General features: G+C 44.0%; 20 protein-coding genes. 7 read left to right on the top strand and 13 right to left on the bottom strand.

Annotated elements, in window-relative coordinates:
- Window positions 1-23: 23 nt before the first annotated feature.
- Window positions 24-1,115 carry a redoxin domain-containing protein gene (locus AC1DFM_RS23520; protein WP_477079207.1) on the top strand — a complete coding sequence of 364 codons (1,092 nt, stop codon included), beginning with the start codon at window positions 24-26 and terminating at the stop codon, window positions 1,113-1,115.
- Between the two features lie 85 nt (window positions 1,116-1,200).
- Here the strand turns inward: AC1DFM_RS23520 and AC1DFM_RS23515 are convergent, their stop codons facing one another.
- Entirely contained in the window at window positions 1,201-1,614 is a 414-nt protein-coding gene (locus AC1DFM_RS23515) for a pyridoxamine 5'-phosphate oxidase family protein (RefSeq protein WP_477079206.1), read from the bottom strand.
- Window positions 1,615-1,743: 129 nt separating this feature from the next.
- The gene (locus tag AC1DFM_RS23510; RefSeq protein ID WP_477079205.1) at window positions 1,744-2,277 is read right to left on the bottom strand and encodes a hypothetical protein; all 534 of its coding nucleotides are present in this window, start codon (window positions 2,275-2,277) and stop codon (window positions 1,744-1,746) included.
- A 276-nt stretch (window positions 2,278-2,553) separates the two neighbouring features.
- Here AC1DFM_RS23510 and AC1DFM_RS23505 point away from each other — a divergent pair, with 276 nt between their 5' ends.
- Window positions 2,554-3,351, top strand: coding sequence for a hypothetical protein (locus tag AC1DFM_RS23505; protein WP_477079204.1), 798 nt, complete (start codon window positions 2,554-2,556; stop codon window positions 3,349-3,351).
- Window position 3,352: 1 nt separating this feature from the next.
- Here AC1DFM_RS23505 and AC1DFM_RS23500 read toward each other — a convergent pair whose 3' ends face one another.
- Window positions 3,353-4,876 (bottom strand): glycoside hydrolase family 43 protein, encoded by a 1,524-nt coding sequence (locus AC1DFM_RS23500; protein ID WP_477079203.1) that lies wholly within the window; start codon window positions 4,874-4,876, stop codon window positions 3,353-3,355.
- Window positions 4,877-5,442: 566 nt separating this feature from the next.
- Between AC1DFM_RS23500 and AC1DFM_RS23495 the strand changes: the two genes are divergently transcribed.
- Window positions 5,443-6,387, top strand: a complete 945-nt coding sequence (locus AC1DFM_RS23495; RefSeq protein ID WP_477079202.1) for a terpene synthase family protein — start codon at window positions 5,443-5,445, stop codon at window positions 6,385-6,387.
- Here AC1DFM_RS23495 and AC1DFM_RS23490 read toward each other — a convergent pair.
- Window positions 6,372-8,138, bottom strand: a complete 1,767-nt coding sequence (locus tag AC1DFM_RS23490) for a hybrid sensor histidine kinase/response regulator (RefSeq protein ID WP_477079201.1) — start codon at window positions 8,136-8,138, stop codon at window positions 6,372-6,374. The genes AC1DFM_RS23495 and AC1DFM_RS23490 overlap by 16 nt on opposite strands.
- A gap of 364 nt (window positions 8,139-8,502) precedes the next feature.
- Window positions 8,503-9,177 (bottom strand): TIGR02117 family protein, encoded by a 675-nt coding sequence (locus tag AC1DFM_RS23485; protein WP_477079200.1) that lies wholly within the window; start codon window positions 9,175-9,177, stop codon window positions 8,503-8,505.
- Between the two features lie 132 nt (window positions 9,178-9,309).
- On the opposite strand from AC1DFM_RS23485, the gene AC1DFM_RS23480 reads away from it, so the two are divergent.
- The gene (locus AC1DFM_RS23480) at window positions 9,310-10,008 is read left to right on the top strand and encodes a tetratricopeptide repeat protein (protein ID WP_477079199.1); all 699 of its coding nucleotides are present in this window, start codon (window positions 9,310-9,312) and stop codon (window positions 10,006-10,008) included.
- Between the two features lie 185 nt (window positions 10,009-10,193).
- On the opposite strand, the gene AC1DFM_RS23475 is transcribed toward AC1DFM_RS23480, so the two are convergent.
- The 5 genes from AC1DFM_RS23475 to AC1DFM_RS23455 form a co-directional block, all read right to left on the bottom strand.
- Window positions 10,194-11,108, bottom strand: coding sequence for a bestrophin family protein (locus AC1DFM_RS23475; RefSeq protein ID WP_477079198.1), 915 nt, complete (start codon window positions 11,106-11,108; stop codon window positions 10,194-10,196).
- Between the two features lie 10 nt (window positions 11,109-11,118).
- Window positions 11,119-11,604 carry a hypothetical protein gene (locus tag AC1DFM_RS23470; RefSeq protein WP_477079197.1) on the bottom strand — a complete coding sequence of 162 codons (486 nt, stop codon included), beginning with the start codon at window positions 11,602-11,604 and terminating at the stop codon, window positions 11,119-11,121.
- A gap of 109 nt (window positions 11,605-11,713) precedes the next feature.
- Window positions 11,714-13,072, bottom strand: coding sequence for a sensor histidine kinase (locus AC1DFM_RS23465; RefSeq protein ID WP_477079196.1), 1,359 nt, complete (start codon window positions 13,070-13,072; stop codon window positions 11,714-11,716).
- Window positions 13,056-13,772, bottom strand: a complete 717-nt coding sequence (locus AC1DFM_RS23460; protein ID WP_477079195.1) for a response regulator transcription factor — start codon at window positions 13,770-13,772, stop codon at window positions 13,056-13,058. The genes AC1DFM_RS23465 and AC1DFM_RS23460 overlap by 17 nt, the downstream gene beginning before the upstream one ends.
- A 69-nt stretch (window positions 13,773-13,841) precedes the next feature.
- Window positions 13,842-14,417, bottom strand: a complete 576-nt coding sequence (locus tag AC1DFM_RS23455) for a histidine phosphatase family protein (RefSeq protein WP_477079194.1) — start codon at window positions 14,415-14,417, stop codon at window positions 13,842-13,844.
- Between the two features lie 186 nt (window positions 14,418-14,603).
- Here AC1DFM_RS23455 and AC1DFM_RS23450 point away from each other — a divergent pair, with 186 nt between their 5' ends.
- A complete protein-coding gene (locus tag AC1DFM_RS23450; protein WP_477079193.1) occupies window positions 14,604-15,566 on the top strand; it encodes a terpene synthase family protein in 963 nt (320 codons plus the stop codon).
- Here AC1DFM_RS23450 and AC1DFM_RS23445 read toward each other — a convergent pair.
- Window positions 15,563-17,284, bottom strand: a complete 1,722-nt coding sequence (locus AC1DFM_RS23445; protein ID WP_477079192.1) for a hybrid sensor histidine kinase/response regulator — start codon at window positions 17,282-17,284, stop codon at window positions 15,563-15,565. The two genes, AC1DFM_RS23450 and AC1DFM_RS23445, sit on opposite strands and share 4 nt — an antisense overlap.
- A gap of 287 nt (window positions 17,285-17,571) precedes the next feature.
- Here AC1DFM_RS23445 and AC1DFM_RS23440 point away from each other — a divergent pair, with 287 nt between their 5' ends.
- Window positions 17,572-17,739, top strand: coding sequence for a hypothetical protein (locus AC1DFM_RS23440; protein WP_477079191.1), 168 nt, complete (start codon window positions 17,572-17,574; stop codon window positions 17,737-17,739).
- Window positions 17,740-17,812: 73 nt separating this feature from the next.
- Window positions 17,813-18,886 (top strand): class I fructose-bisphosphate aldolase, encoded by a 1,074-nt coding sequence (locus AC1DFM_RS23435; RefSeq protein WP_477079190.1) that lies wholly within the window; start codon window positions 17,813-17,815, stop codon window positions 18,884-18,886.
- Between the two features lie 165 nt (window positions 18,887-19,051).
- Here AC1DFM_RS23435 and AC1DFM_RS23430 read toward each other — a convergent pair whose 3' ends face one another.
- Both AC1DFM_RS23430 and AC1DFM_RS23425 read right to left on the bottom strand, forming a co-directional pair.
- Window positions 19,052-20,347, bottom strand: a complete 1,296-nt coding sequence (locus AC1DFM_RS23430; RefSeq protein ID WP_477079189.1) for a hypothetical protein — start codon at window positions 20,345-20,347, stop codon at window positions 19,052-19,054.
- Between the two features lie 395 nt (window positions 20,348-20,742).
- Window positions 20,743-21,993: a glutamate-5-semialdehyde dehydrogenase gene (locus tag AC1DFM_RS23425; RefSeq protein WP_477079188.1), complete on the bottom strand. Its 1,251-nt coding sequence runs from the start codon at window positions 21,991-21,993 to the stop codon at window positions 20,743-20,745.
- Window positions 21,994-22,009 lie beyond the last annotated feature (16 nt).

The raw sequence follows: 22,009 nt of genomic DNA, 5'->3' as shown, positions 1-22,009 counted from the left end.
AAAGCTATGTTAAGCAGGTGTTTATGAAACAAACAATTTTGGCATTGTTATGCCTGGCAGCTTTGCCGGCAGTAGCTCAGGAGGCATTTACCGTGAAGAGTCATATCAAGGGATTGCCGGATCAGTGGTTATACCTGGAACGTACACAGGGGGATAAACAACAGGTAAGAACTGATTCTGTTTTCAGTAAAGATGGTCAATTTACGTTCACAGGAACTGTTAAGAAGGAAGATGTGATGAAGGCAGCCATTCTAAATGGAGATCAGTCTTTCAGAATGCGTTTGGTACTGGAGCCCGGCACTATCAACATTCAAGGTAGCAAGGATTCTATTGGCTGGATATTCCCCAAAGGCACACTATCTAATGACCTGCACTATCAGTTTATCCAGGATGGAGGTGTGCTGGCGAAAGAAGAAGATGAGCTCCTGAAGCAAATAAAGCAGGCGAAGGAAGACAGTATCCGGGTGAAGTCTTTGATAGCAGCGCTGCGGAAAAATGAAGCAGCCGGGCGAGAGCGTAAAAAGGCTTTTATCAAGGCACATCCTGACAATGTCAACAGCGTTTTCTTTCTGATGGATCTGTCATATTTCGTGTCGGTGCCTGAGTTGATGGCCTTGTATGAGCCGGTATCGTCGGGCGTAAAAGCATCCTACGTGGGACGCATGGTAGGAAACCGTATCAGTGGTCTGAAGAGCACGGCTATTGGGGCTATCGCTCCGGAATTTGTTCAGCCGGATCGTAATGATAACATCGTGGCATTATCGTCATTCCGGGGTAAGGTGGTGTTGATCGACTTCTGGGCCAGCTGGTGTGGTCCTTGTCGCGGAGAGAATCCCAACCTGCTGAAGATGTATAGCCAATATGCCGCCAAAGGTTTCAAAATACTGGCGGTGTCGTTGGATGATAACAAAGTAAAGTGGGAGAAGGCGATTGCCGAAGATGGTATGCCATGGACACATGTATCAGACCTGAAAGGTTTTAGCAATCAAGCGGCTCGTTTATATGGGATTTCCGCTATTCCTATGAATTATCTGATTGATAAAAACGGAAAAATCATTGCCTCTAATTTACGTGGAGAAGCGCTGGCAAAAAAGCTGGCGGAGATCCAATGGTAATTTTATTTTGACCTATCCACCAACCATATGGGCTGGCCGCTGATGACAGCGCCAGCCCTTTTTTTCGGACGACGCCTGGCAGCGATTAAAAATGTTGTTCATGGATCTCAAAGTTGTTGAAGTCTGAATACCTGACCCATGTTGGTTTTACCAGAAAGTAAGTGATATCCTGCATGTTTTGCAATCGCTCCCGGCCATCTGGGAAAGCGGCGAAGTAAATTTCAAGGAGGTCTGCGGAATCGGCGATAGCTAGCTGCGTAGCAGTACCTTCATATTGCAGCGTTTGTTCATTGTCCCAGCCTATCACCAATGCAATTGGCGCGTTGTGAGTTAAGTTGATGGCTTTCCTTGAGTTCGCGGAGGTATCAAAAATTATTTCCAGCGATGGTGTTACAGCAATGCCTACCAGCGCAGATTCCGGGCGGTTGTTTTCGTCTACAGTAGCTACGACTGCCAGGAGGTGTTTACGCATGAAATCATATAGAAATGCGGTGGTCATACTGTTGGGTTTCCCTGTAAATTTACTCCGTTTTACGCGAAAAAAAATCAGCCGTAATGAAGTGGTATTCATCATTACAGCTGACAATCGTTGTTGAAATATTCTTGGAAGAAGATATGCCGGGTAGTGCTATGGTTCAATTTTCAACATACGGCAAACTTCTTCATAACTCATCCTGGTATAGTCGGCCTTACGGGCGTTTGGTACGCCACCTGGAATGATGAGATATCTTAATTTATTGTTAGTGGCAGGGAGACCATTAGGAATGATATCACAGATGATTCTTATTTTATTGAGAAATAGTCCCTGTTGAAAGCGGTATTGGATATCAGCTCCGCCTATATTGTAATAGATGCTGGGCAGAAGCTTAGAGATGCCKGGACCGTCAGGATCAGCAATAAATTGCACATACACAAGTACGGTACCCTTATCGATGATATCCTGTGTCACTTTTGGTGCGGCAATATCAAAATAGTAAGTCTTTTTCCCCGCGCCGGTAGAAGTAGTAGAGGCCACCCAGGGATTGGTATCCATCCAGTTGGAATAGATTACATTGGCTGTACCTGCGGGACCTGCAGGGCCGGTATCTCCTTTTTTGCAGGAGGAGAGCATTACCAGGCAAGCGGTAAGCATAGCTATGCCAGAGTTGATTAAAGTTTTCATGTGAGTTTGAGGTTTAAAGGAAAGGCACCTGTTTTAATTGTGTGCGTGGTGAATAAGCAATTTGATTTTTAATCAATCGAAACCATCTTATGTTGCATAAACGAGCTATAGTAGAGAATATCTGTCTGGCTGACCTTGATATTGTTAGGGGTGTTATAGATTGAATATAGGATCTGGAGAACATGCTGCTCTAATATACAAAAAATATAAATATTATAAGCAGGGCTTTACGCAGTGAATAGGATTAATATTATATTGCTGCCTCAGTAATACCTCATGAAATACATTATCCTGCTACCTATTGCCATTTGGCTGTTCGCCTGTAATAACGGGCATCGTACACCTGATAARCCAATTTCACATACGCCAGCTATTGATACTACTACACATAGTGCATCTGAAAATGAAGGGGATGATGAACCTCTGGGAATTGCGGAAGATGCTTATGTACCACCGGGTTTTAGACTAGATACTGTTCATGCTGTGGATAGTGCGCTGCAGCTTGATATCGCTGTTATTCACGCCGTTACAGCGGATAAAAGATATAACGACCTGGTGAACAGTGCCGTAGACACTGCATTACAGGAATTCCGGAAGGATTTGGCATCAGGGCCGCTGGATGCAGAACCGAATCCGCTTCTCGGTGAGGATGGGCTAAATAGATTTGAAGCCTTTCCACTTAACTATTACCAGGATCAGCGCATGGTGAGTGTCAGATATGCGGTGTCGGTGAACACCAGCGGAGCAGCCCACCCCATCAGATATTTTAAAACAGTGAGCTACGATAAAGAAAGCGAGCAATCGATTAAAGTCAACGATTATTTCAATATAAAAAGCAGTAGTGATTCCAGCCTCTTGATAAGATTGATGGATAGAGAATTCAAGGAGTTACGCGAACACAGTAGCAATGATCCCTGGAGTTTTTATGGGTTGAGTCGTATTGACTTCTTTATAACGAAAGATGCGGTTGTTTTCAATTTTGCACATTATGCATTGGGGCAGGGGCCATCTCTGGTGGGATATAAAGTGAATAAGCAGGAGCTGATATCAGTCATCAACCCCCGCTATCGTTAAGTTATGGTTTTCCGTTGGTATGGTAAGTAATATCAAAGTAGCTGAAGGCTGCCATTTCATTTGCTGCCCCCTGGAAATGTAGTCCTGGTCTTGGAGCACGGTCCCAGGGTGGTAGGTAGCCAATAGGGTAGGGTTGCTGCTTCGGCGTTAGTTCGTTCCAGTTAGTACCCTGTTTCCAATACATCCGGCACGTGAAATCCGGGTATACGATCATTTTCAGCTCCACCGGCGCCTCCGGGCGTTCCATGGTTTGGCCGGACAACACCGTTTTTTTCCCATCTCCAGATATCCAACCTACTACCTGGTTATCCTGCACATCAATGCCTATGGCGGCATTGGCATCTCCATAAATGATCAGGCCCTTGGCGGCTTTATTATGATTGACAACCGCTGTACTAATGGTATATGCGGCGCTGTAAGGTCGTACCGCGAGGGCTATGCCAACGGGGTTACGCTCGCTGTATTTGCCGGATAGCTGTAGTTGTCCGTTTGCTTCCTTCACTACTGGCTGCATACTCCTGAAGTCCCATTGCCAGAAGATTTTCCGGCCAGAATGCGCAAAGTCATAGTGCAGGGAAGCGGGCGGCTGTGTGTTGATGGTAGCTATAGTATGACTGAGAACCGGCCACTGTTCCTTATTCCAGGACAAAGCCGCTACCATCCCTTCTCTGCCGGTAAATATATTACTGGTTTTGTTATAGGCGTGGTAAACATACCGGTAGTTGCCTTTAGGGTCTTGTACAAAGGTGCCGTGTCCCGGACATTTCCAGTCGCCTTCATCTGTCAGGATCGGATTGGCGCTGTAATCCGTATAGGGACCGGTAATAGCCGTGGCCCTGGCTACACGTAGGTTATAGTTGCAGGACGCGCCGCAGCAGGCGCCAGCCGAGTAAAAGAGGTAGTAGTAGCGATCTTCTTTGAGGATGCTTTGTCCTTCTATACCCTGATGCTGATCGTCTTTTAGTAGTGTAAAAGGCATACCTGTCAGAGAAAGGCCATCGTCTGCCAGTTTGCTGCCTAGTATTTCTATAGGTCTTTTATCCAGGCCGTATGCTTTCCAGGTGATGTATAGCTGGCCATTGTCGTTGAATACAAAGGCATCGATGGCTTCACGACCGTATTCAATGAGGATGCCATGGTCTTTGAAGCCGTGATCGGGGTAAGAGGAAGTGGCTACGCCGATGCAGGAAACGCCGTCACTTTTTCGTTTAGCCGTGTAGTAAACATAGTAGGTGTTGTGATGATAGTAATATTCCGGCGCCCAGAAAGACGAGGTAGTCCAGGTGGGTGCTGTATCAAACACGAAGCCGGTTTGTTCCCATTGTTGCAGATTTTCGGATCTGAAGATGGGGAACTGAGGCCCCCATTCGCTGGAGGTACCAATAGCATAATAGGTATTACCCTGCCTGATAACGGAGGGATCGGCAAAGTCGCCGGGAATATTTGCGTTGAGCTGTTGTGCCGTGGAAGTAGCTGTGGTCATGCATAGCGCGATACCCACTGCCACTATAAGTTTACATTTCATCTTCATCATGGTGGTAAACAACAAAAATAGCCCGTTCCTTCTTTGGTGGTTCGTCAAAGCATCTCAATTGTTMGCTAAATAATCTCATTATCAGATTTATAAACTTTTTAGCGGGACAACAGTTATTTTAGATGTAATTATTTCACGTGCCTTGACGCGCGAGGGCAATCATGTTGCAGTATCGTATCATCCGGCAACAGCTATACGGTATTACTACGGGAATGCATATATGAATGTTCGTGCGGGGCATTTTTTGAAGGCTCCAACCATTACGCTGCGGTGTGTTTATGCCGCGGTGAAAGCCTTTACTGTCATACGAATGCTGTGAATGCACTAATTTATTTCCGGGCAAAAATAGTTTTGTCCATTTTAGCTTTTTTTGCCAACTTTATTTAGATTGTATCGAGATAATAACATTAAAGACCGGTTCTCCTACGCTTCCAGAAGGTTACTTACGTATAGTTTATGGTGTTAAAGAGGGCTTTTCACCGCCTATGTAATGCAAAATTCCTATTCCAAAATATAACTAATCAGTCCCTTTTTTCTAACACTTAAAAACTACAGTTATGTCAATGAATGTGTATGCCTGCGCCTTGCCAGGTCAACCTGCAATTAATGCTTTTTCCGAAGAAGTGCAATTAAACACCCTGAATTGGGTACAACGATTTGATCTGGCCCCGCAGTTCAAATCACTTGGCTGGTATACCAAAGCGAGATTTGGTTTACAGGCTGCCCGCGAATATCCCAATGCCTCGTTTAACCAGATTTGTTTAGCAGGTGATTTACTCACCTGGTTATTTACAGTCGATGATACCTGCGACAGAGGCTCGGCCGGAGCGGATGCCGCTATCGAAATGAAAGCAATGTTATATGAGTTTATTGACATGCTGGAGGATAAAAGAGAGGCTTCATCGAATAGTTTGAGTATAGGGCTTGCAGATATTCAAGCAAGATTCCGCGGCATTAGTTCGCCTTATCTGTATCGGGTATTTTGCAAGCATATGGTTGATTATTTAAAAGAATGTTTTTTTGAAATTGATATGCAGCTGAATAGCTATATACCATCAAAGGAAAAGTATTTTGAAGTAAGACCATTCGGAGGATTTTATATTATGTTCCCATTGGTAGCAATTTTCGACAGACTACAATTGCCTTCATACGTATACGAGCATGAAGTAGTCAAAGAAATAGAGTTAATATTAAATATGCTTGGCTGCTTTTCAAATGATTTGCATTCGGCAGAACGGGAAAGAGTGCTAGACGCAAATGGTTTTAATTTAATTTTTATTGCACAAAGAGAACTGCATCTTTCTTTTGAAGATGCGCTGCAGTATGTGTCTGATTATCACACCGAGTATCTCCGTAAACTTGACCATTGCCTTACCCAGATTCCAAATTGGGGAAAAGGAATTAACACCAAATTGGACCTTTATATACAGGGCTTGTATACCATGGTAAGAGGTTACGATGACTGGGCTATGATAGATTCCGGCCGTTATAAGAGTGCATGATATTGCGGTAGGTGTTTAGATAATTCGAAGTACAGTTCTTTAAAATGAACAGGTTTTGATATGAATGCATCTGCACCTGCTTCCAGCATTTCGTCTTTTATTGAGCTAAAGGCATCTCCGGAAACAACCAGTACGGGGATGTCTTTTAGTTGGATATTATTACGAATGCGTAGCAATAATTCTTTACCAGACATACCGGGTAAGTTCAGGTCAGAAATAATAGCGTCTGGTTTTTCCTGTACTAAAGCGGCTGTAGCACTTTCCCAATCAGCACATAAAATAGGTTTTACACCCATTTCTTTCAGAATTTTGGTTAATAGGGTAGCACTTAAAAGTTCATCTTCAATGATGAGTACTGACGAACCGGCAAAACAATTTTTCCTGAACTGAATGGGATCGTGAACGGATATTTTGCCTTTGCTGAGTTCTAAAGGAATTTCAATAACAATAGCGGTCGTCTGATTAACCTCATCTGTTTCCAATCTGATAACACCTTTAAATAGATCTACCAGATGTCGGGTAATTCCTAATCCAAGTCCCGTTCCTTCTGCCATTTCGCTTCTTTCGGAAATAAAAGGATCGAAAATCTTACTGCTGATGCTGGGGGCAATAACACCCTTATTCTGAATTTTAAGAACTATCTGCTGTTCCTTCCTGGAAGCGCTAAATAGAACATGACTATTACCCGGCGCAAATTTTACTGCATTGGAGAGCACATTATTGATAATCTTGGTGAGAACAAGCTGATCACTGTTGACAATGGTCGGAAGTTGTTCATCAAAAGACTGTTTAATGGTTATTTCCCTGGAGCCGGCAACGTAACTGTTCATCGTTACACAATGTGCGATACATTCTTTTAGATTAACCGGTTCTTTGATTGGGTTATAGAATTTACCGGAATCAATTCGTGACATATCCAGCACATTGTTCACAATGTTGCGCGCCAGATAACAGGAGGCAAATAGTTGTTCTATTTCTAATTGTTCTGACTCACTATAATCGTCCTTTCTCCTGTGGAATAATTGTGCGTTACCAAAGATCGCATTCAGCGGCGTTCTTAATTCATGAAAGGTTTCTCTCAAAAAAATGCTCTTCCTTTCAGATACCTCTTTTAGTCTTCTTTCTGACATAAGCAGGTATTTAATTTGTGATACATAGGTTGACATCACAAATATGATAAGCAGGAATAATGCAGTAGTAGTATAGCCTCTCATGGTGGCAGCAACAGCTGGCTCCAGGTCAAGCGGCTTAATCAGGTGATAATGGGAGTTTATTATTACACCAGCTATCAATAACAGGGAAACAAATAAACAGGCATATATTAATGTCCTTTCTTTATGCAAAAAGAGGGAACCACTTAGATGAAAGACAATAAGAGAAATGAATATCATCAACATTTCTGTCGATATCCCAGCTCCAAGTACAGTACTCCAATAGGTAACAAAGATGACATTTATCACCAACATTGATACCGTTGCCTGAAAGTACTTTTTACGGTAATTAAGACCAATAACAGCGGAAAAACAAAGTAGTTCCAGTGGAACACCCACAAGAAAAAATTGGGAGTGTTTCAACACGTAAAAATAGGAACCCACCACTAAAACGATGGATATCATGAGGAACGCCACTGCATTCACGACAATTACCGGGCGTTTTTCTTCAATTTTAGTTAAGGCTTTTGTTCCCGCAAAAAAAGGTGCAAACAATACTTCCTTTAATAAGCGAACAGATGTAGAGTTTTTAGTTTCCATAAACGATTATTACGAGGGTCACAGTGAAATAACTAAGGTTTCCAAAAAAACAGGACAAGCATGGGAAATGTATCAGTGATCAATCTATTGTATTGACAAATGTTCAGAGCTATTCCAGGGTATTCTTCATATTTATTACCACGCTATTGTTACGGGTAAAGCTAGCTAACTAAGTTATGATGAGTGTTAATTCAATGTTAAGATAGGCAATGTTTATTTAACAGTAAAACCCAACGGGTGTAAAATTTACATTTATAAATTTATAATATTTATGTCTGCTGAAACCTAAATGTTTGATCTGTTTTTGTGCAGTTCTGAGCCATTTGATACTGCAATATCACTGCAGTATGATCCGGAAAATATCTTATTGATACTGATAAAATATCCCTGTATCAAAAATAGTCCACCGGCAAGCCTTCTGCCCGCAGCTTTTTAACCCATTATTTGCCCAGGTATTGCAGGTGTGAAACAGATTATAGCTACCCTTCGCTTCGTAAAACGCATCATTTTTATCATAATTGGCGTGCGTCACGATATTCACCGGCTGTCCATCGGCGCCGGTGCGGAAACTATTATTGATATAGCCGATCAGCCGGGCATATTGATCTTTGTTAATCAGGATAGCCCGACAACTTTCATTTTCACGCAGGCCATGATAATAAGTGGCATGAATGGCAGAAGTGCTCAGGTTAAAAGCGGCTTTCAGTGCTGTGCTGGTTTTCAGGTCGCCCCAGGTAGGGGTTTCGAGGTAAAAGCCTTTGTCGCCCCACCCGAAAGCTATCAAGGTAGCGGTAGTATCGTTGCCCACCGTATTCTTAAAGGGAATAGACCGGCTCCAGTCGATTTGTGGTGTACGTACCGGTACCACAAGATCAGTATGCACGCCATTGGTGAGAATGTAAATCGTAATATCTGCATCGTTCACTACTTCACGTTGGGTACTCATACGGGAAAGGGTATACGCAGATAACAGATAAATGCCGATGAACAGGAAAAAAGCTAATAAGGTATATCCTGTTATTTTTAATAATTTCTTCAATGCCAGTACTTTTAGTCGATAGCACAAATTAGTATATTTTCTTATTTTGCGCCCTGATCAGTTTTTCTAACCCTGATTCGTGTCAGTTTTATGTTCCCTTTCTGGAGTAACTATTATTATCTTGTTATTGTTTTGCAGATTGTTTGTGTGGTGCATGCCTTAAAATCCGGCAGAAGAGAATGGTTGTATTTTATTGTATTTATTCCGGCGTTGGGAGTAGCGGTGTACCTGATCCGCGAACTATTACCAGACCTGCTGAGTGGCGACTGGAAAGAAAACCTGTTGCGGGCTATCTGGCCAAACGGGCGTATCAGTGAGTGGGAGAAAAAAGTACGTATATCAGATACCGTTACCAACAAATTGCAGCTGGCAGAAGCCTATGCCCAGCAAAAACAATACGATAAGGCCATTGCGCTGGCAGAAGAATGCGCCAATGCGTTTACCAAAGACGCAGGCATCCTGCTATTGTTGGCCCGACTGTATTTTCAGAGCGGCGATTATGCCAACAGCATCAGTTACTTCGATAAAGTAAATGCTTCCAAAGGTGTCAGAATGAGTAAGGCGGAAGATGAGCTGTTGTATGCACAGGCACTGGAAGCCATAGGTGAAGCTGCCAGGGCAGAAGAAGCTTATCAGAAAGTAATACAGGTACATCATTCCCTGGAAGCGATGTATTATTACGGGCTGCTGCTGAAGAAGCAAAACAGAATACCAGAAGCTAAAGCACAATTTGAACGTACCCGCCAGGAAATAGACCTGCATCCAAGATATATCCGTCGTACTATCCGTAAATGGGTATGGCTGTCCAGGAAGGAACTGGCCGGAATGTAAAAAAGCTCCGGTAGAAACCGGAGCCATCGTCTTACGCTATAAATTACGGCCCTTTTGGAAGTAAGCCTTAACACAAAGCTTTTAGCTGTTAGCTATTAGCTTTTAGTCTGGCAAAGATTGAACCCTGGCTATCAGGCAAATATTCGCGCTAATCTAAAAGCTAATGGCTAAAAGCTAACAGCTACTTAAAGTACGTAGTAGGTTGGTACCTGTACTGGTTCTTCCGGTGCACTGTATTGTTCGTGCAACATTTGCCGGAGGTCTTTTTCAATATTCCTGGCAATAGTGGTTACCGGTGTATCAGTTGGTTTGTTTTCGAATGGGTCCTGCAGGTTGATCGCCATCTTTTCGATCAACAGGAAGGAGGCGGCTATGGCTACTACCAATGGTATTTCCATAAAGCCCAGCACATCTATTAAGGCAAACGGCAATAACAGTATAAAGAAGATAACGGTGAAATGGGTGTATAAGCTGTAAGTAGCCGGAAATACAGTGTTCTTGATACGTTCACATTTACCCATGGAATCACAGAGCCTCGACAACGTCTGATCCAGTGCTATCTGCTGGTACTGATTAATCCAGCCCTGTTCCATTGCGTATTTGAGGTCTTTTCCATGTAAGAGCAACAGGGCAGCCGGTACGTTATCATATTTCATCAAATAGCTAAGTTCCCGTCTTGATAATAATCTGTCTACACCTTTGAGCGGATCTGTCTTTCGTAACGATTGTCCCAAACTGTGGCACCACGCTGCCTGTCGCTTTACAAAGCGTTCCTGGAAAAGTGTCAGGTCTTCCGACTGATAAGTTGCATCCATCAAACTTAATACCTGACGTGTCAGTGAACGCGAATCATTTACAATAGCCCCCCATATGGTTCTGGCTTCCCACCACCTGTCGTACGCCTGGTTAGAACGAAACGCCAGCAGCAAGGAGAGTACCGTACCCAGTACCATGGGCACGGACAGAGGAATCACCATATTGGTGAAATCATATTGGTAGTAAAAAATGTTGATGGTTAACGTGTAAATGGTCACCAGCAAAATTTCAAATTTGATCTTACCAAATACATATTTAAAAGGGATATCTTTCTTCAGTAGCATAAAATTGCTTTTATTCAGTGGCCAGCAAAAGTGCTGATATGGTGGATTTGCCTGTTACCAGTGGCTGACGCTGCAATTGTATCTTCATTTTCGGATAATTGCATTTGGCGATCAGTTTTTCCGGATCATAACTTCTTTTGGAAGGCGCATTGAAGTCGTGATCTGCGGGCTGAATAATCAGGTCGATGTTTTGTGCCAGCAGAAAGTTGCGTAATGCTGCACGGGTATTGCCGTGGAAGAATTCAATCTTCAGCTGGTGGATGGCGGTAGAATATTTATTACGGATAATTTCACAACCGTCCTGGAAGTCGTTCGAAATCAGTTCCAGGTGCCTACTGTTACGGGTATACGTAATCAGGTCAAACAAAGAGTCCGGCATCTGCAGCGCATGCATCAATATAATATTTACCGGCTCGTACGGATGTTGTGCTACAATGCTGTGCACATAACTGAGGGAGCGAAGAGAAAAATCTGTTGGTATGAGTATATTTTTCATGTCTGGTTCTTTTATAACAACAAAATTATTGCTGCGAAATAAGTAACCAGTAAGAGCGGCGTTAAAAGGTGGTAAGAATGTGGTAAGAATTTGGTAAGAAAAGCAGACGCTACAGTGGTAACTCCACCCTGATCTCGGTTCCGTGGTTTACCTGACTGTTTACCACAATATCTCCTTTATGCATACGGATAATATTCATGGCCAGCGGTAAGCCAATACCATAGCCCTTAAATGTAGCGGTATTGGAGGCGCGGAAGAAGGGCGAAAAGATATAGGGCAGGTCTTCCGGCGGAATGCCGATGCCCTGGTCTTTTACGATAATGATATTTTTCTTTTCAGTGGCTGCGAGTGCAATAGATACCGGCTGATTATCGGAATACTTGATGGCATTGATCACAATATTGCTAAGGGCCAGTTCGAGGAGTTGTTCGTTGCCGGGAATCAGTAATTTATCCTCTTCTTCCGGAAACAGGCTATAATCAATGGCTACCTTATTGCCAGGATGTAGCTTATCGATGGTATGTTTTACGGTAAACAATAACTCGTCGCTGCGTATCTGGCTCCATTCCTGTTTTTTGCCGTCAAAGCCGGTCTGGGCCAGGTGAAGCAGGCTTTTGGTGATGTGTTCCAGCCGGCCGGCTTCATGCAGGATATTCTTCAGGGAGTACACATATTTTTCGGTAGTACGTTCTTTATTCAGCGCCAGTTCAGCTTCCCCGATGATAGCGGTGAGCGGGGTACTGAGTTCATGCGAGGCATTGCTGACGAAGTTGTTCTGTGTTTCGAAAGCCGTTTCCAGGCGGTCCAGCATATTATTAAATGTACCGGCGAGGTCATTGATTTCGTCGCCGCTGCTATCTACGTTTAGGCGTAGGTGTAAGTTGCGGGAGCTGATACTTTTCACCTGCACCATCATATGCCGGATGGGTTTAAGAATATATTTGGAGAAGAAGATGCCGGCGCCCACCAGTATTACGCTGGAGGCCACGGAGCAGATGATTAATATTTTGCGCAGCCAGCCCAGGTATTCCACGCTATACTGATTGATAGCGGATACAATAACGATGTACAATCCTTGTTTGCTTTTATAAAGCACCCCTTCATAAAAGCGATCGCCTTCGCGCCAGGTGGCCTTGCCTTCCCGCTTTGCCTGGTCGTAAAAGCTGTGTGGGAGGGAGAGGTTCGCACTTTTCTGAATGCTGCCATCACTGGCGATGGGCAGAAAATATTCTTTTTCCGATGGTAATTTTTCAAGATGTTCGTCCCGTATTTCGTTATAGATAACGGAATCGGATTCATAGTAGGGGAGTGTAGCTTTAGCAGTAAGATAGGCGCGTATTTCCAGGCGTTTATAGAAATCCTCAAACGAGTGCTGGTTGGCAAAATAATACACCAGTATACTCATGCCGAGGATAGTGGAAATGGTTAAACCTGCAAATACCAGTAATATCTTAGTGCGTATCTTCATCGGCTTTATTTTCCCGGAGCATATAACCCAGTCCCACTACCGTATGTATCAGTTCAGTAGGCTGGTGTTTATTAATTTTTTTCCGGAGATAGTTAATATATACGTCTACTACTTTGGTGTTCATATTGAACTCGATGCCCCATACCTGCTCCAGTATTTCCAATCGGGAGAGGACTTTCCTTGGATTCTTCAACAGATATTCCAGCAGCCGGTATTCGGTAGCGGTGAGGGCAATGCTTTTCCCTTGTCTGCTGGCTGCTTTAGTATCGGTATTCAGTTCCAGGTCGGCCAGCGACAATACGGCGGGCGCTGTAACGGGAACGGGTATATCAGCTGGTGATTTTCTCCGCATCAGGCTACGGATGCGGGCTTCCAGCTCCTGTAGTTTAAAGGGTTTGATGAGGTAATCATCAGCGCCGCTATCCAGTCCCATGACAATATTTTCGGTAGTCCCTAAAGCGGTCAGCATCAGGATGGGAACATCCTGTTTGGCCGCACGGAGGGAGCGACATACTTCTATGCCGTTCATGCCGGGGAGCATTACGTCCAGTATAATCAGCCGGAAGGATGGGTTATTGAGTGCCATTTGCAGCCCGCTGGTACCATCCGGCGCTACGCTGACTTCGTAGCCAGCTTCGGAAAGCCCGCGGGTGATAACAGATACTACAGCCGGTTCATCTTCTATCAATAATAGTTTCATGAGCAGTAAAGGTAATTATGAATTACGAATTACAGGCTCTGACAACTGGGGCATTCTGTATGACTGCTGCTATTCCAGGTGGGTTACGCAGTTAAACAGCTCACAATGCCAGTTTTCGTCGGAGAACTGCAATCTGGTGATGGACGTATTTTTCATAGGAGGGGTAGGATGCATGGCAGGTAACAGGGCGTCTAACATTTGCCGTATAAAGCTGCCATGTGTGACCAGGAGTATTTTTTTGCCGGGATTTTCTACAAGAAGGTCGGTTAGAAAAGCGCTGCCCCGTGCTACTACGGATGCATTGCTTTCCATGCCCAGGTCCAGTAGTTTCCAGGATGCGCCCCATTTAGCCTGTCGTTCTTCTTCTGTAGTGCCCTCTATGAGGCCACCGCCGGCTTCTCCCAGCCGATGGTCTTCTATCACCGAATCCAGCCCTAATTCCTGGGCAACGATGGCCGCTGTTTGACGGGCGCGAATCAGGTGACTGGAATATACCAGGTCCCAGGTTTCGCCGCTGAGCCGCTGTCCCAGTTTGAGGGCCTGCAGTTTGCCTTCATCATCCAGCGGGATGTCTGAATGGCCTTGCAGTTTGCCTGCTTTGTTCCAGGAAGTGGTGCCATGGCGGATGATCGCGATTTGGGTCATAATCTGTCTGTTATTCATTCGGGGGACAAATATATATAAATCGGATCGGGGTAATAGCTGTGGATTCATGATCCTTAGCTAAAATTGACAAAAAAATGAAGTCAGGCTCAACACTTTAGATGTATTTTATATATTAGATAATCTCCACTTAATCATTTATTTATTCACTTTCAAAAACAAATTGTTATGTCGACAATCATTTCCTCCGTTCCAAGATTGCAGTATCCTTTCCCTGATCTTAAGAATGCACATGCCGACCGTATAGAGGCGGCCACCAAGCAATGGCTTACTGATGAATATGGCAGTTTACCGTACGATTTTCAGACGAAACAAAAGAAGTACAAGTATTGGGAAACCAACGTTGGGCACATGGGCGCCCGCATGTATCCTGTGGCTGATTTTCAACAGCTAACCCCTATCTGTCGTTTCCTGTTATGGGGATTGTCAAATGATGACTATTACGAAGATTGCACGATGAGTCAGTTACAAGCCCTGCGGGAGCGCGCTGTGGCTATTCTAAAGGGGTATCCGCTGGAGGCAACGGACAATGAACTGTTCAATCAGTTAAGATTACAACGAAATGAAATGCTGGCTTTAATGCCTGATTACTGGATGAATCGCTATACAGAAAGCATTGATCGTGGATTTGAAGGGATGCAACTGGAAGCTCCTTATAAAGCAACGATGCAGTACCCTTCTGTAGCGGACTATATGGCGATCCGGGAAAAAGCAGTTTTGGTGTATCCTTTAATTGACCTCGTAGAGTTACAGATTGGTGCCGCTTTACCAGATGATATTTTTTATCATCCGCATATCCAGCGTATATCCGCACTGGTTTGCCGTATTCTGGCGTGGTGTAATGATTATTTTAGTGTGAAGAAAGAACGGGGAAAAGATGTAATGAATCTGATTCTCGTTATCGAAGCAGAAGAAAAGGTAACACTGGAACAGGCCTATATGAAGGCAATAGCCATTCATGACCTGGATGTGGCAGCATTCATCAGGCTTCGGGACAACCTTCCTGAACATTTTGGAGAGTTTAAGCCAATGGTGGAGAACTTCATCTATCATCTTGGGTTACTCATCTCAGGACATAAATCCTGGTATGAGAAAGATACACTACGTTATAAAGTAAAAGATAACAACTAGTGTTCCACTACCGGGTGGGTGGCTAAATACTTATTCAACAAAGCCCTTACTTCCACAAAAGCAATTGGTTTTGGGATCAGTTCATTAGCGCCTGCCCGGATCATTGTTTGTCCGTCCTCATTAAACCCATCTGCTGTTACCGCAATAATCAGCGTGTCTGAAAAGCGCTGATCCTGGCGTAACAACGTTATTGTTTCATTTCCATTCATCACCGGCATATGCGCATCTACAAAAATAATGTCGGGTAAAAATTCTTTCGCCACGGTTAATCCCTCCAACCCATCCTGCGCAGCTTTGGTATCAGCACCCATGCCTTCCAATAGTTTGGTCAATATCTTTTGAGACATTGAATTATCTTCCACTACCAGGGCTTTTATCCCCCGTAAATTTGTATTGGCTACTGCCGGTTTGGCTTTGACCAATGTGCCTTCCTGTAATGGGAGTGTCAGAATGAATGTGGTACCCGTTTTAGAGCTGCTCTTTACGCTGATATTACCTTCCAGCAGATTAGCTAATTGTTGCGTAATATATAATCCTAACCCGGTGCTTTCTATTTCCCGGTCTTCTGTTTTTACAAATGGCTCAAAAATGGTTTGCAACTTTTCTTCGCTAATGCCTTTTCCATTATCCTGAACAGACAGCTGCCATTTGTTTTGCTGGCGGGAAGCCTTTACCTGTATGGTGGTTTTCTTTTCGGTAAACTTTATGGCATTGGAGATCAGGTTATTTAATATCTGTTTTAGCTTTACTTCGTCACCCATAATTACGCCGGGCAATGTAGGGTCAATGTCCAGTGTAATGGTGATCAATCTGGAAGCCGCAATGTATTGATGCATGTTAATGACCTTCTCCAGCCAGGGCGCCAGCTCAAAGGGAGTGGTGCGGAGGTTATGCATTTTTCCCTTTTCTATTTCTGCCAGATCCAGTACATTATTTACAATGAGTCGCGCATCATAACAGGCCTCTATCAGATCATTGACGTAGGTATTTAATCGCTCATGTTCCGGGTGTTGGGCAATATCTTCCTTTAACAATTGTACAATACCAAATATGCCATTAAGTGGCGTACGGATTTCGTGGCTAATCTCTTTGACAAAATTAGATTTTGATTCATCCGATTTTTGCAGTTGCTGCTGATAGGCTTTGTTTTTCAGGTCATAAAAATTAATGACCTGTAAAATTAGCGTGAGGATTCCTGTCATGGCCAGCCAACGGAAAAAGAAGCTAACATTTGAAGACAGGTGTATGTATGGGATAATATTATAGTAGAAATTAATTTCGGTTAATACCAGCATACCAATAGATACACCAAGATAAACCCTTCGCATGCGTGTGCTGTCAGTGATCAGATAGGAAGCCATGATCAGGAAAACAATCAATAGCTGTATTTCAATGACCGGCCCGAGGATCATACCGAAGTAGGTAGCGCAAATACATTGTAATACGTAGATGGCTACACGTACTGCTTTAATTTTCCCAATGTGGTTGAAATAAACAAGACTGGAAAATGCCAGAAATTCAAGTATTACCGGAATAATAATCAGCCTGGTATTAAGCAGGTAGCTGAAGATCAACCCGATAGAGAGCACCAGGGCGGCCGTACTTAAGCTGAGGCAGTTGACAATCACTACACCTTTTCGTTCTTCCTCATTTTGGGCATAAGTGGTGCCTGCATTAATTAGTCGTGAAATTATCGGGATCTTTYTCAATACATTCATTAGTCGTAGCAGTGTTTTAGTAGCAATGACATCAGGGTGGACTTTAAACGCAAAGAAGGACGCTTGTTGTTGTAGGTTTGTACTAATGTTTAATATTTGAACAGTAATGATCTTCTGAGGTTGTCTAGTCGGTTATCCTGTCTGTCTTTATCGGGTATTCATAGTGAATGTTAATGATAACAGTCATCATCAACTTTTTCAAAGTTATATTTTTTATTGAAACCACCAAATTCTGAATTTCGTCAGCATTCAATCCCGATTACCAACTTATCACTACATTTGTTACTATGGAAAAAAGTACCAAACCGAACGAAGAAAAGCCCGAAAAAAAGGAAGATAACGCAGTGGAAGAACCTATTATCCATGATGGTTCCGGTGGCGCCTTTGAAGGTACCGAAATGGTATCGGAAGAGCGGGATGATAAGCCCCGTCCTAAAGGGCCAATGCCCTATTAACCAGTCTGCTTTGATATAGCCGGGTAGTGCGGCATTAAATCGTTACATTAGTTGTACCAAAAAAGTAATGCTTATGTTATCCTTGGAAAAAATCAGCGAACTATTAGGAAAGGAAAGTGATACCCTGCTTCAACATGAAAGCAAAACGATCAGCAAAGATATGCTGCATCTGCCGGGACCGGATACAGTGAATAAAATTTATCAGCCTTCCAGCCGTAATCCGCAGGTACTGCGTAGTTTGGGGCAGTTGTTGAATCACGGGCGGTTAGCAGGTACCGGCTATATGTCTATACTACCTGTAGATCAGGGCGTGGAACACAGTGCAGGCGCATCTTTTGCTAAATACCCCGCTTATTTCGATCCTGAAAATATTGTGAAACTGGCCATAGAAGGGGGCTGTAATGCGGTGGCGTCTACCTTTGGTGTGTTGTCGTCCGTTTCCCGCAGTTACGCCCATCGCATTCCGTTTATTGTAAAAATTAATCATAATGAGTTGCTGACCTATCCCAACCGGGCCGACCAGGTGATGTATGGCACTGTAGAAGAAGCCTGGAACCTGGGTGCAGTGGCGGTGGGGGCTACTATCTATTTCGGCTCTGAACAATCAGACCGGCAGCTGGTGGAAGTATCGCAGGCATTTGAAAGAGCGCATGAATTAGGAATGGCCACCATCCTCTGGTGCTACCTGAGAAATGATGCATTTAAGAAAGATGTGGATTATCATTTGTCGGCCGACCTGACCGGGCAGGCGAATCATTTGGGCGTTACCATTCAGGCGGATATTATCAAGCAGAAGTTGCCCACTGTAAATGGTGGCTATAAAGCACTGAATACAGGTAATTCCTCGTATGGTAAACTGGATGAGCGCATCTATACCGAGTTGACTTCTGATAATCCGATTGACCTTTGCCGTTATCAGGTAGCCAATTGCTACATGGGACGTATGGGCTTAATCAATTCCGGTGGCGCTTCTGATGGCGCTGCTGACCTGGCGGAAGCTGTACGTACGGCGGTGATCAATAAAAGAGCCGGTGGAATGGGATTGATTTCAGGGCGTAAAGCTTTCCAGCGGCCTATGGCAGAAGGAGCGGCGTTGTTGAATGCGATTCAGGATGTATACCTGAATGAACAGATTACAATTGCCTAGGTGCTGGTTGCTGTCTGTGAACCAGGATTAGACTGATTATAATGATTGCATAATTTGATTTAAAAAGATGAGCAAAGATTGACGCGGATGTCTGCAACGATCTTTGCTCATCTTTTTAAATTACATTAAATATAAACGAAGATATAAGCCAACAATTAAAGAATATCACCTGCCGCTAACCGGCCGGAAAATTACTGCCAGCACATTAAGGTTGATTGCTTTGGATAGCGTCACATTATAGTATGGCCGCGCATTATTTTTTCTCCAGAAAGTATTGGAAACCTCGGCTCCGAAAGTCAATCCGGATAATGGTTCCGTAATCCATGTTCTTGCGAAAAAGAATCCGTTGGTGGTTTTGTTATACAATGCCTCGATACTCCTCGTTACGTTTCCAGTTCCGCTGGTATAACTAATATTAAGCCCCACAGATGCCTGTACCCGTACACTGATATATTTATTTTCATGATTGAGAAGGATTCCAACGACTCCCAGATAAACGTCATAGACATTGAGAGGGATTACAGCGTTAGGTGGTAGTGGAAATTCGATGGGGGTTTTAATAGATGGGTTCACGGCGATAAAGGAATCAGAGGAATCGTTCTTTTCTCCGACGACATAATTCGATGATGTTATCCGGGTTCTGCGCCAGATAAATTCAAATTGTGGGGCATAATAGAGCTGCGAAGTCTTTTCAGCCGCACTTAATTTCCACAAACGGATCAGCGGACTAAAGGATGCACCAAGATTATCAGAGACCCGGCTGGAGGTAAAAGTGGCTTGGTTTCTATAGTATTTGACCTTATCGCCTCCAATGGGAACTGCCCTGGCAACATATCGTGTTTGTGCCGCAGTGTCAGTAGTAGTCACGGTTCTGTTACCATACAATGTTAAAGTAAAGCCMCAGTCTTTACCTGGTTTGGGAGCTACAAAAATATTGGTAGCGAAAAATAGGTTTTGGGCTTTAATACCGTCTACAAGATCGAAGTTGGTACCAATGTAAGCGAGGTAGTTAAGGTTATTCAAGGTCGATGCTCCCTGTATTGTTAACTCCAGTTCCGTATTGTCCTTAGCCTTATTGATGCTCACCTTTTCACCATCTTTGGTGATCTCGAAATCCAGAAATAAAGCTCTGTCCCGATCGGAATCCTGATCTTTTTTTACCCGCAGATAGAACGTGTATTCGTTTGATATTTTGTCCAAAGTAGTGGACGTAAAATCCATTGAGTAGGCTGATTTTGGTAACGTAGACTTTGCGTCATTCTGTTTAAAGGTAATGGTGTAAAGAGGTAGCGAGTCTGCGTGAATCTTAATGGAGTCAGCCAGAACGGTAACAGGATATATCACCTCATCACCTCGACTGATAGTGTCTTTGGCTGTTTTAAAGTTAATTAATACGGATTGGGAACTGGCAGTGAAGGTAATACCTGCGCAGGTAAGAAACAGAAATAGAGATCTAAACATAGTATGGATTTGGGCGTTAATAATCGATTATTTCGAGACTTAAAAATCCGGTCAGATAATGATAGATAGCGTGTTGCTAATGGACGAGTATTGTCGTCAATGATTTTGGAATTAATTAGATATAGATTGTTGCTTTGGGGTGCCAGGAATACAGATCACATGCTCTTTCTATAGTACTAAAAATAGTATTTGCTCAGATGAAAGGACAGTACGCTCATTTAGAGCAAACACTTCCGTAAAGATAGGGAAAAAATAATAGTGACAAAATTTTCGTCTGGTACCCTACTACATATCGGTAGGATACCAGACAAAGTCCTTATATAATACGTGGGATCTCGCATCAGCTCAAGGAATGTAATCAGTCTAATCCTGTCCACAGAGAAAATCCGCAGCTATTACCCTCTTACTTGTCCATCCCCATGGATAAACCATTTCTCCGTCACTAGTTTTTCCAGTGCAAAGGGTCCACGGGCATGTAATTTCTGCGTAGATATGCCAATCTCCGCACCGAGTCCGAATACGCCGCCATCCGTAAATCGCGTAGAGGCGTTTACGTATACTGCGGCCGCATCTACTTCATTCAGGAATCGTTCACTGATCGCAGTGTCGCGGGAGATGATGGCTTCCGAATGACGGGAAGAATGCTTTTGAATATGCGATAGTGCTTCGGGTGCACCGGACACTACTTTCACCGAGCACTGGAGGGATAGAAACTCCCGGCCAAAATCTTCCGGTTGTGCTGCTTGTAAGTGTGGGTAGTTGTTTTTTTGCAGCAGGCTAAAGGCTAACGGATCTGCATATACGTTTACTGCGTAAGGCAGCAGTTTCGGCGCCAGCAGGGCGAGGAAATCTGCGGCCACGGCTTCGTCTACCAGCACGGTGTCCAGCGCATTGCATACCGAAGGGCGGGATACTTTGGCGTTGGTGACAATGTTGGCGGCCTGTTGCAGATCGGCTGTTTTTTCCACGTAAGTATGGCACACGCCGGCGCCGGTTTCAATAACAGGCACGCGGGAGTTGGCTCTCACGAACTCTATCAGTTGTTCGGAGCCACGGGGAATAATGATATCGATATATTTTACCGCGGTCAGCATTTCCGTCACCAGGTTACGGTCTGTAGGAAGCAGCTGTACCGTGTTTGCATCTACCTGAAATTCTTTCAATACTTCCTGTATCAGTTGTACCAGGAAAATGTTGGTATGAAAGGCATCCGAACCACCACGCAGTACGCATACGTTACCAGAGCGGATACAAAGCGCCGCTACATCGATGGTAACATTGGGTCTGGATTCATAGATAACGCCTACCACACCCAGTGGTACCGTTTTCTTTTGTATCAGCAGACCGTTGTCCAGTGTTCTTTCCAGTTGCAATACACCAGCGGGATTAGGCAGGTTGGCGATGTCTTCCAGGCTGGAAGCCAGATCGCGGATGCGGGCAGGGGTCAGCAGCAGGCGATCCTTTTTGGGGTCTTCATCCGGCATACGATCCAGGTCCTTTTGGTTTTCGGCGCTGATGTTGTCAGATTGTATGAGGATCACGGCCGCCAGTCGCCGCAGCAGGGCCTGTTGTTGGGCATCCGGCAGGGTACGGATAGATACGCCCGCCTGTTGTGCCTTTTCCAGTAAAGGTTGTATAGTTTGCATGATCATGTACTTATTA

The organism is Chitinophaga sp. 05T412 (genome assembly GCF_056396465.1).
Note: the sequence above shows the minus strand (reverse complement) of the source record. Positions and strands in the feature narration are given on the sequence as shown.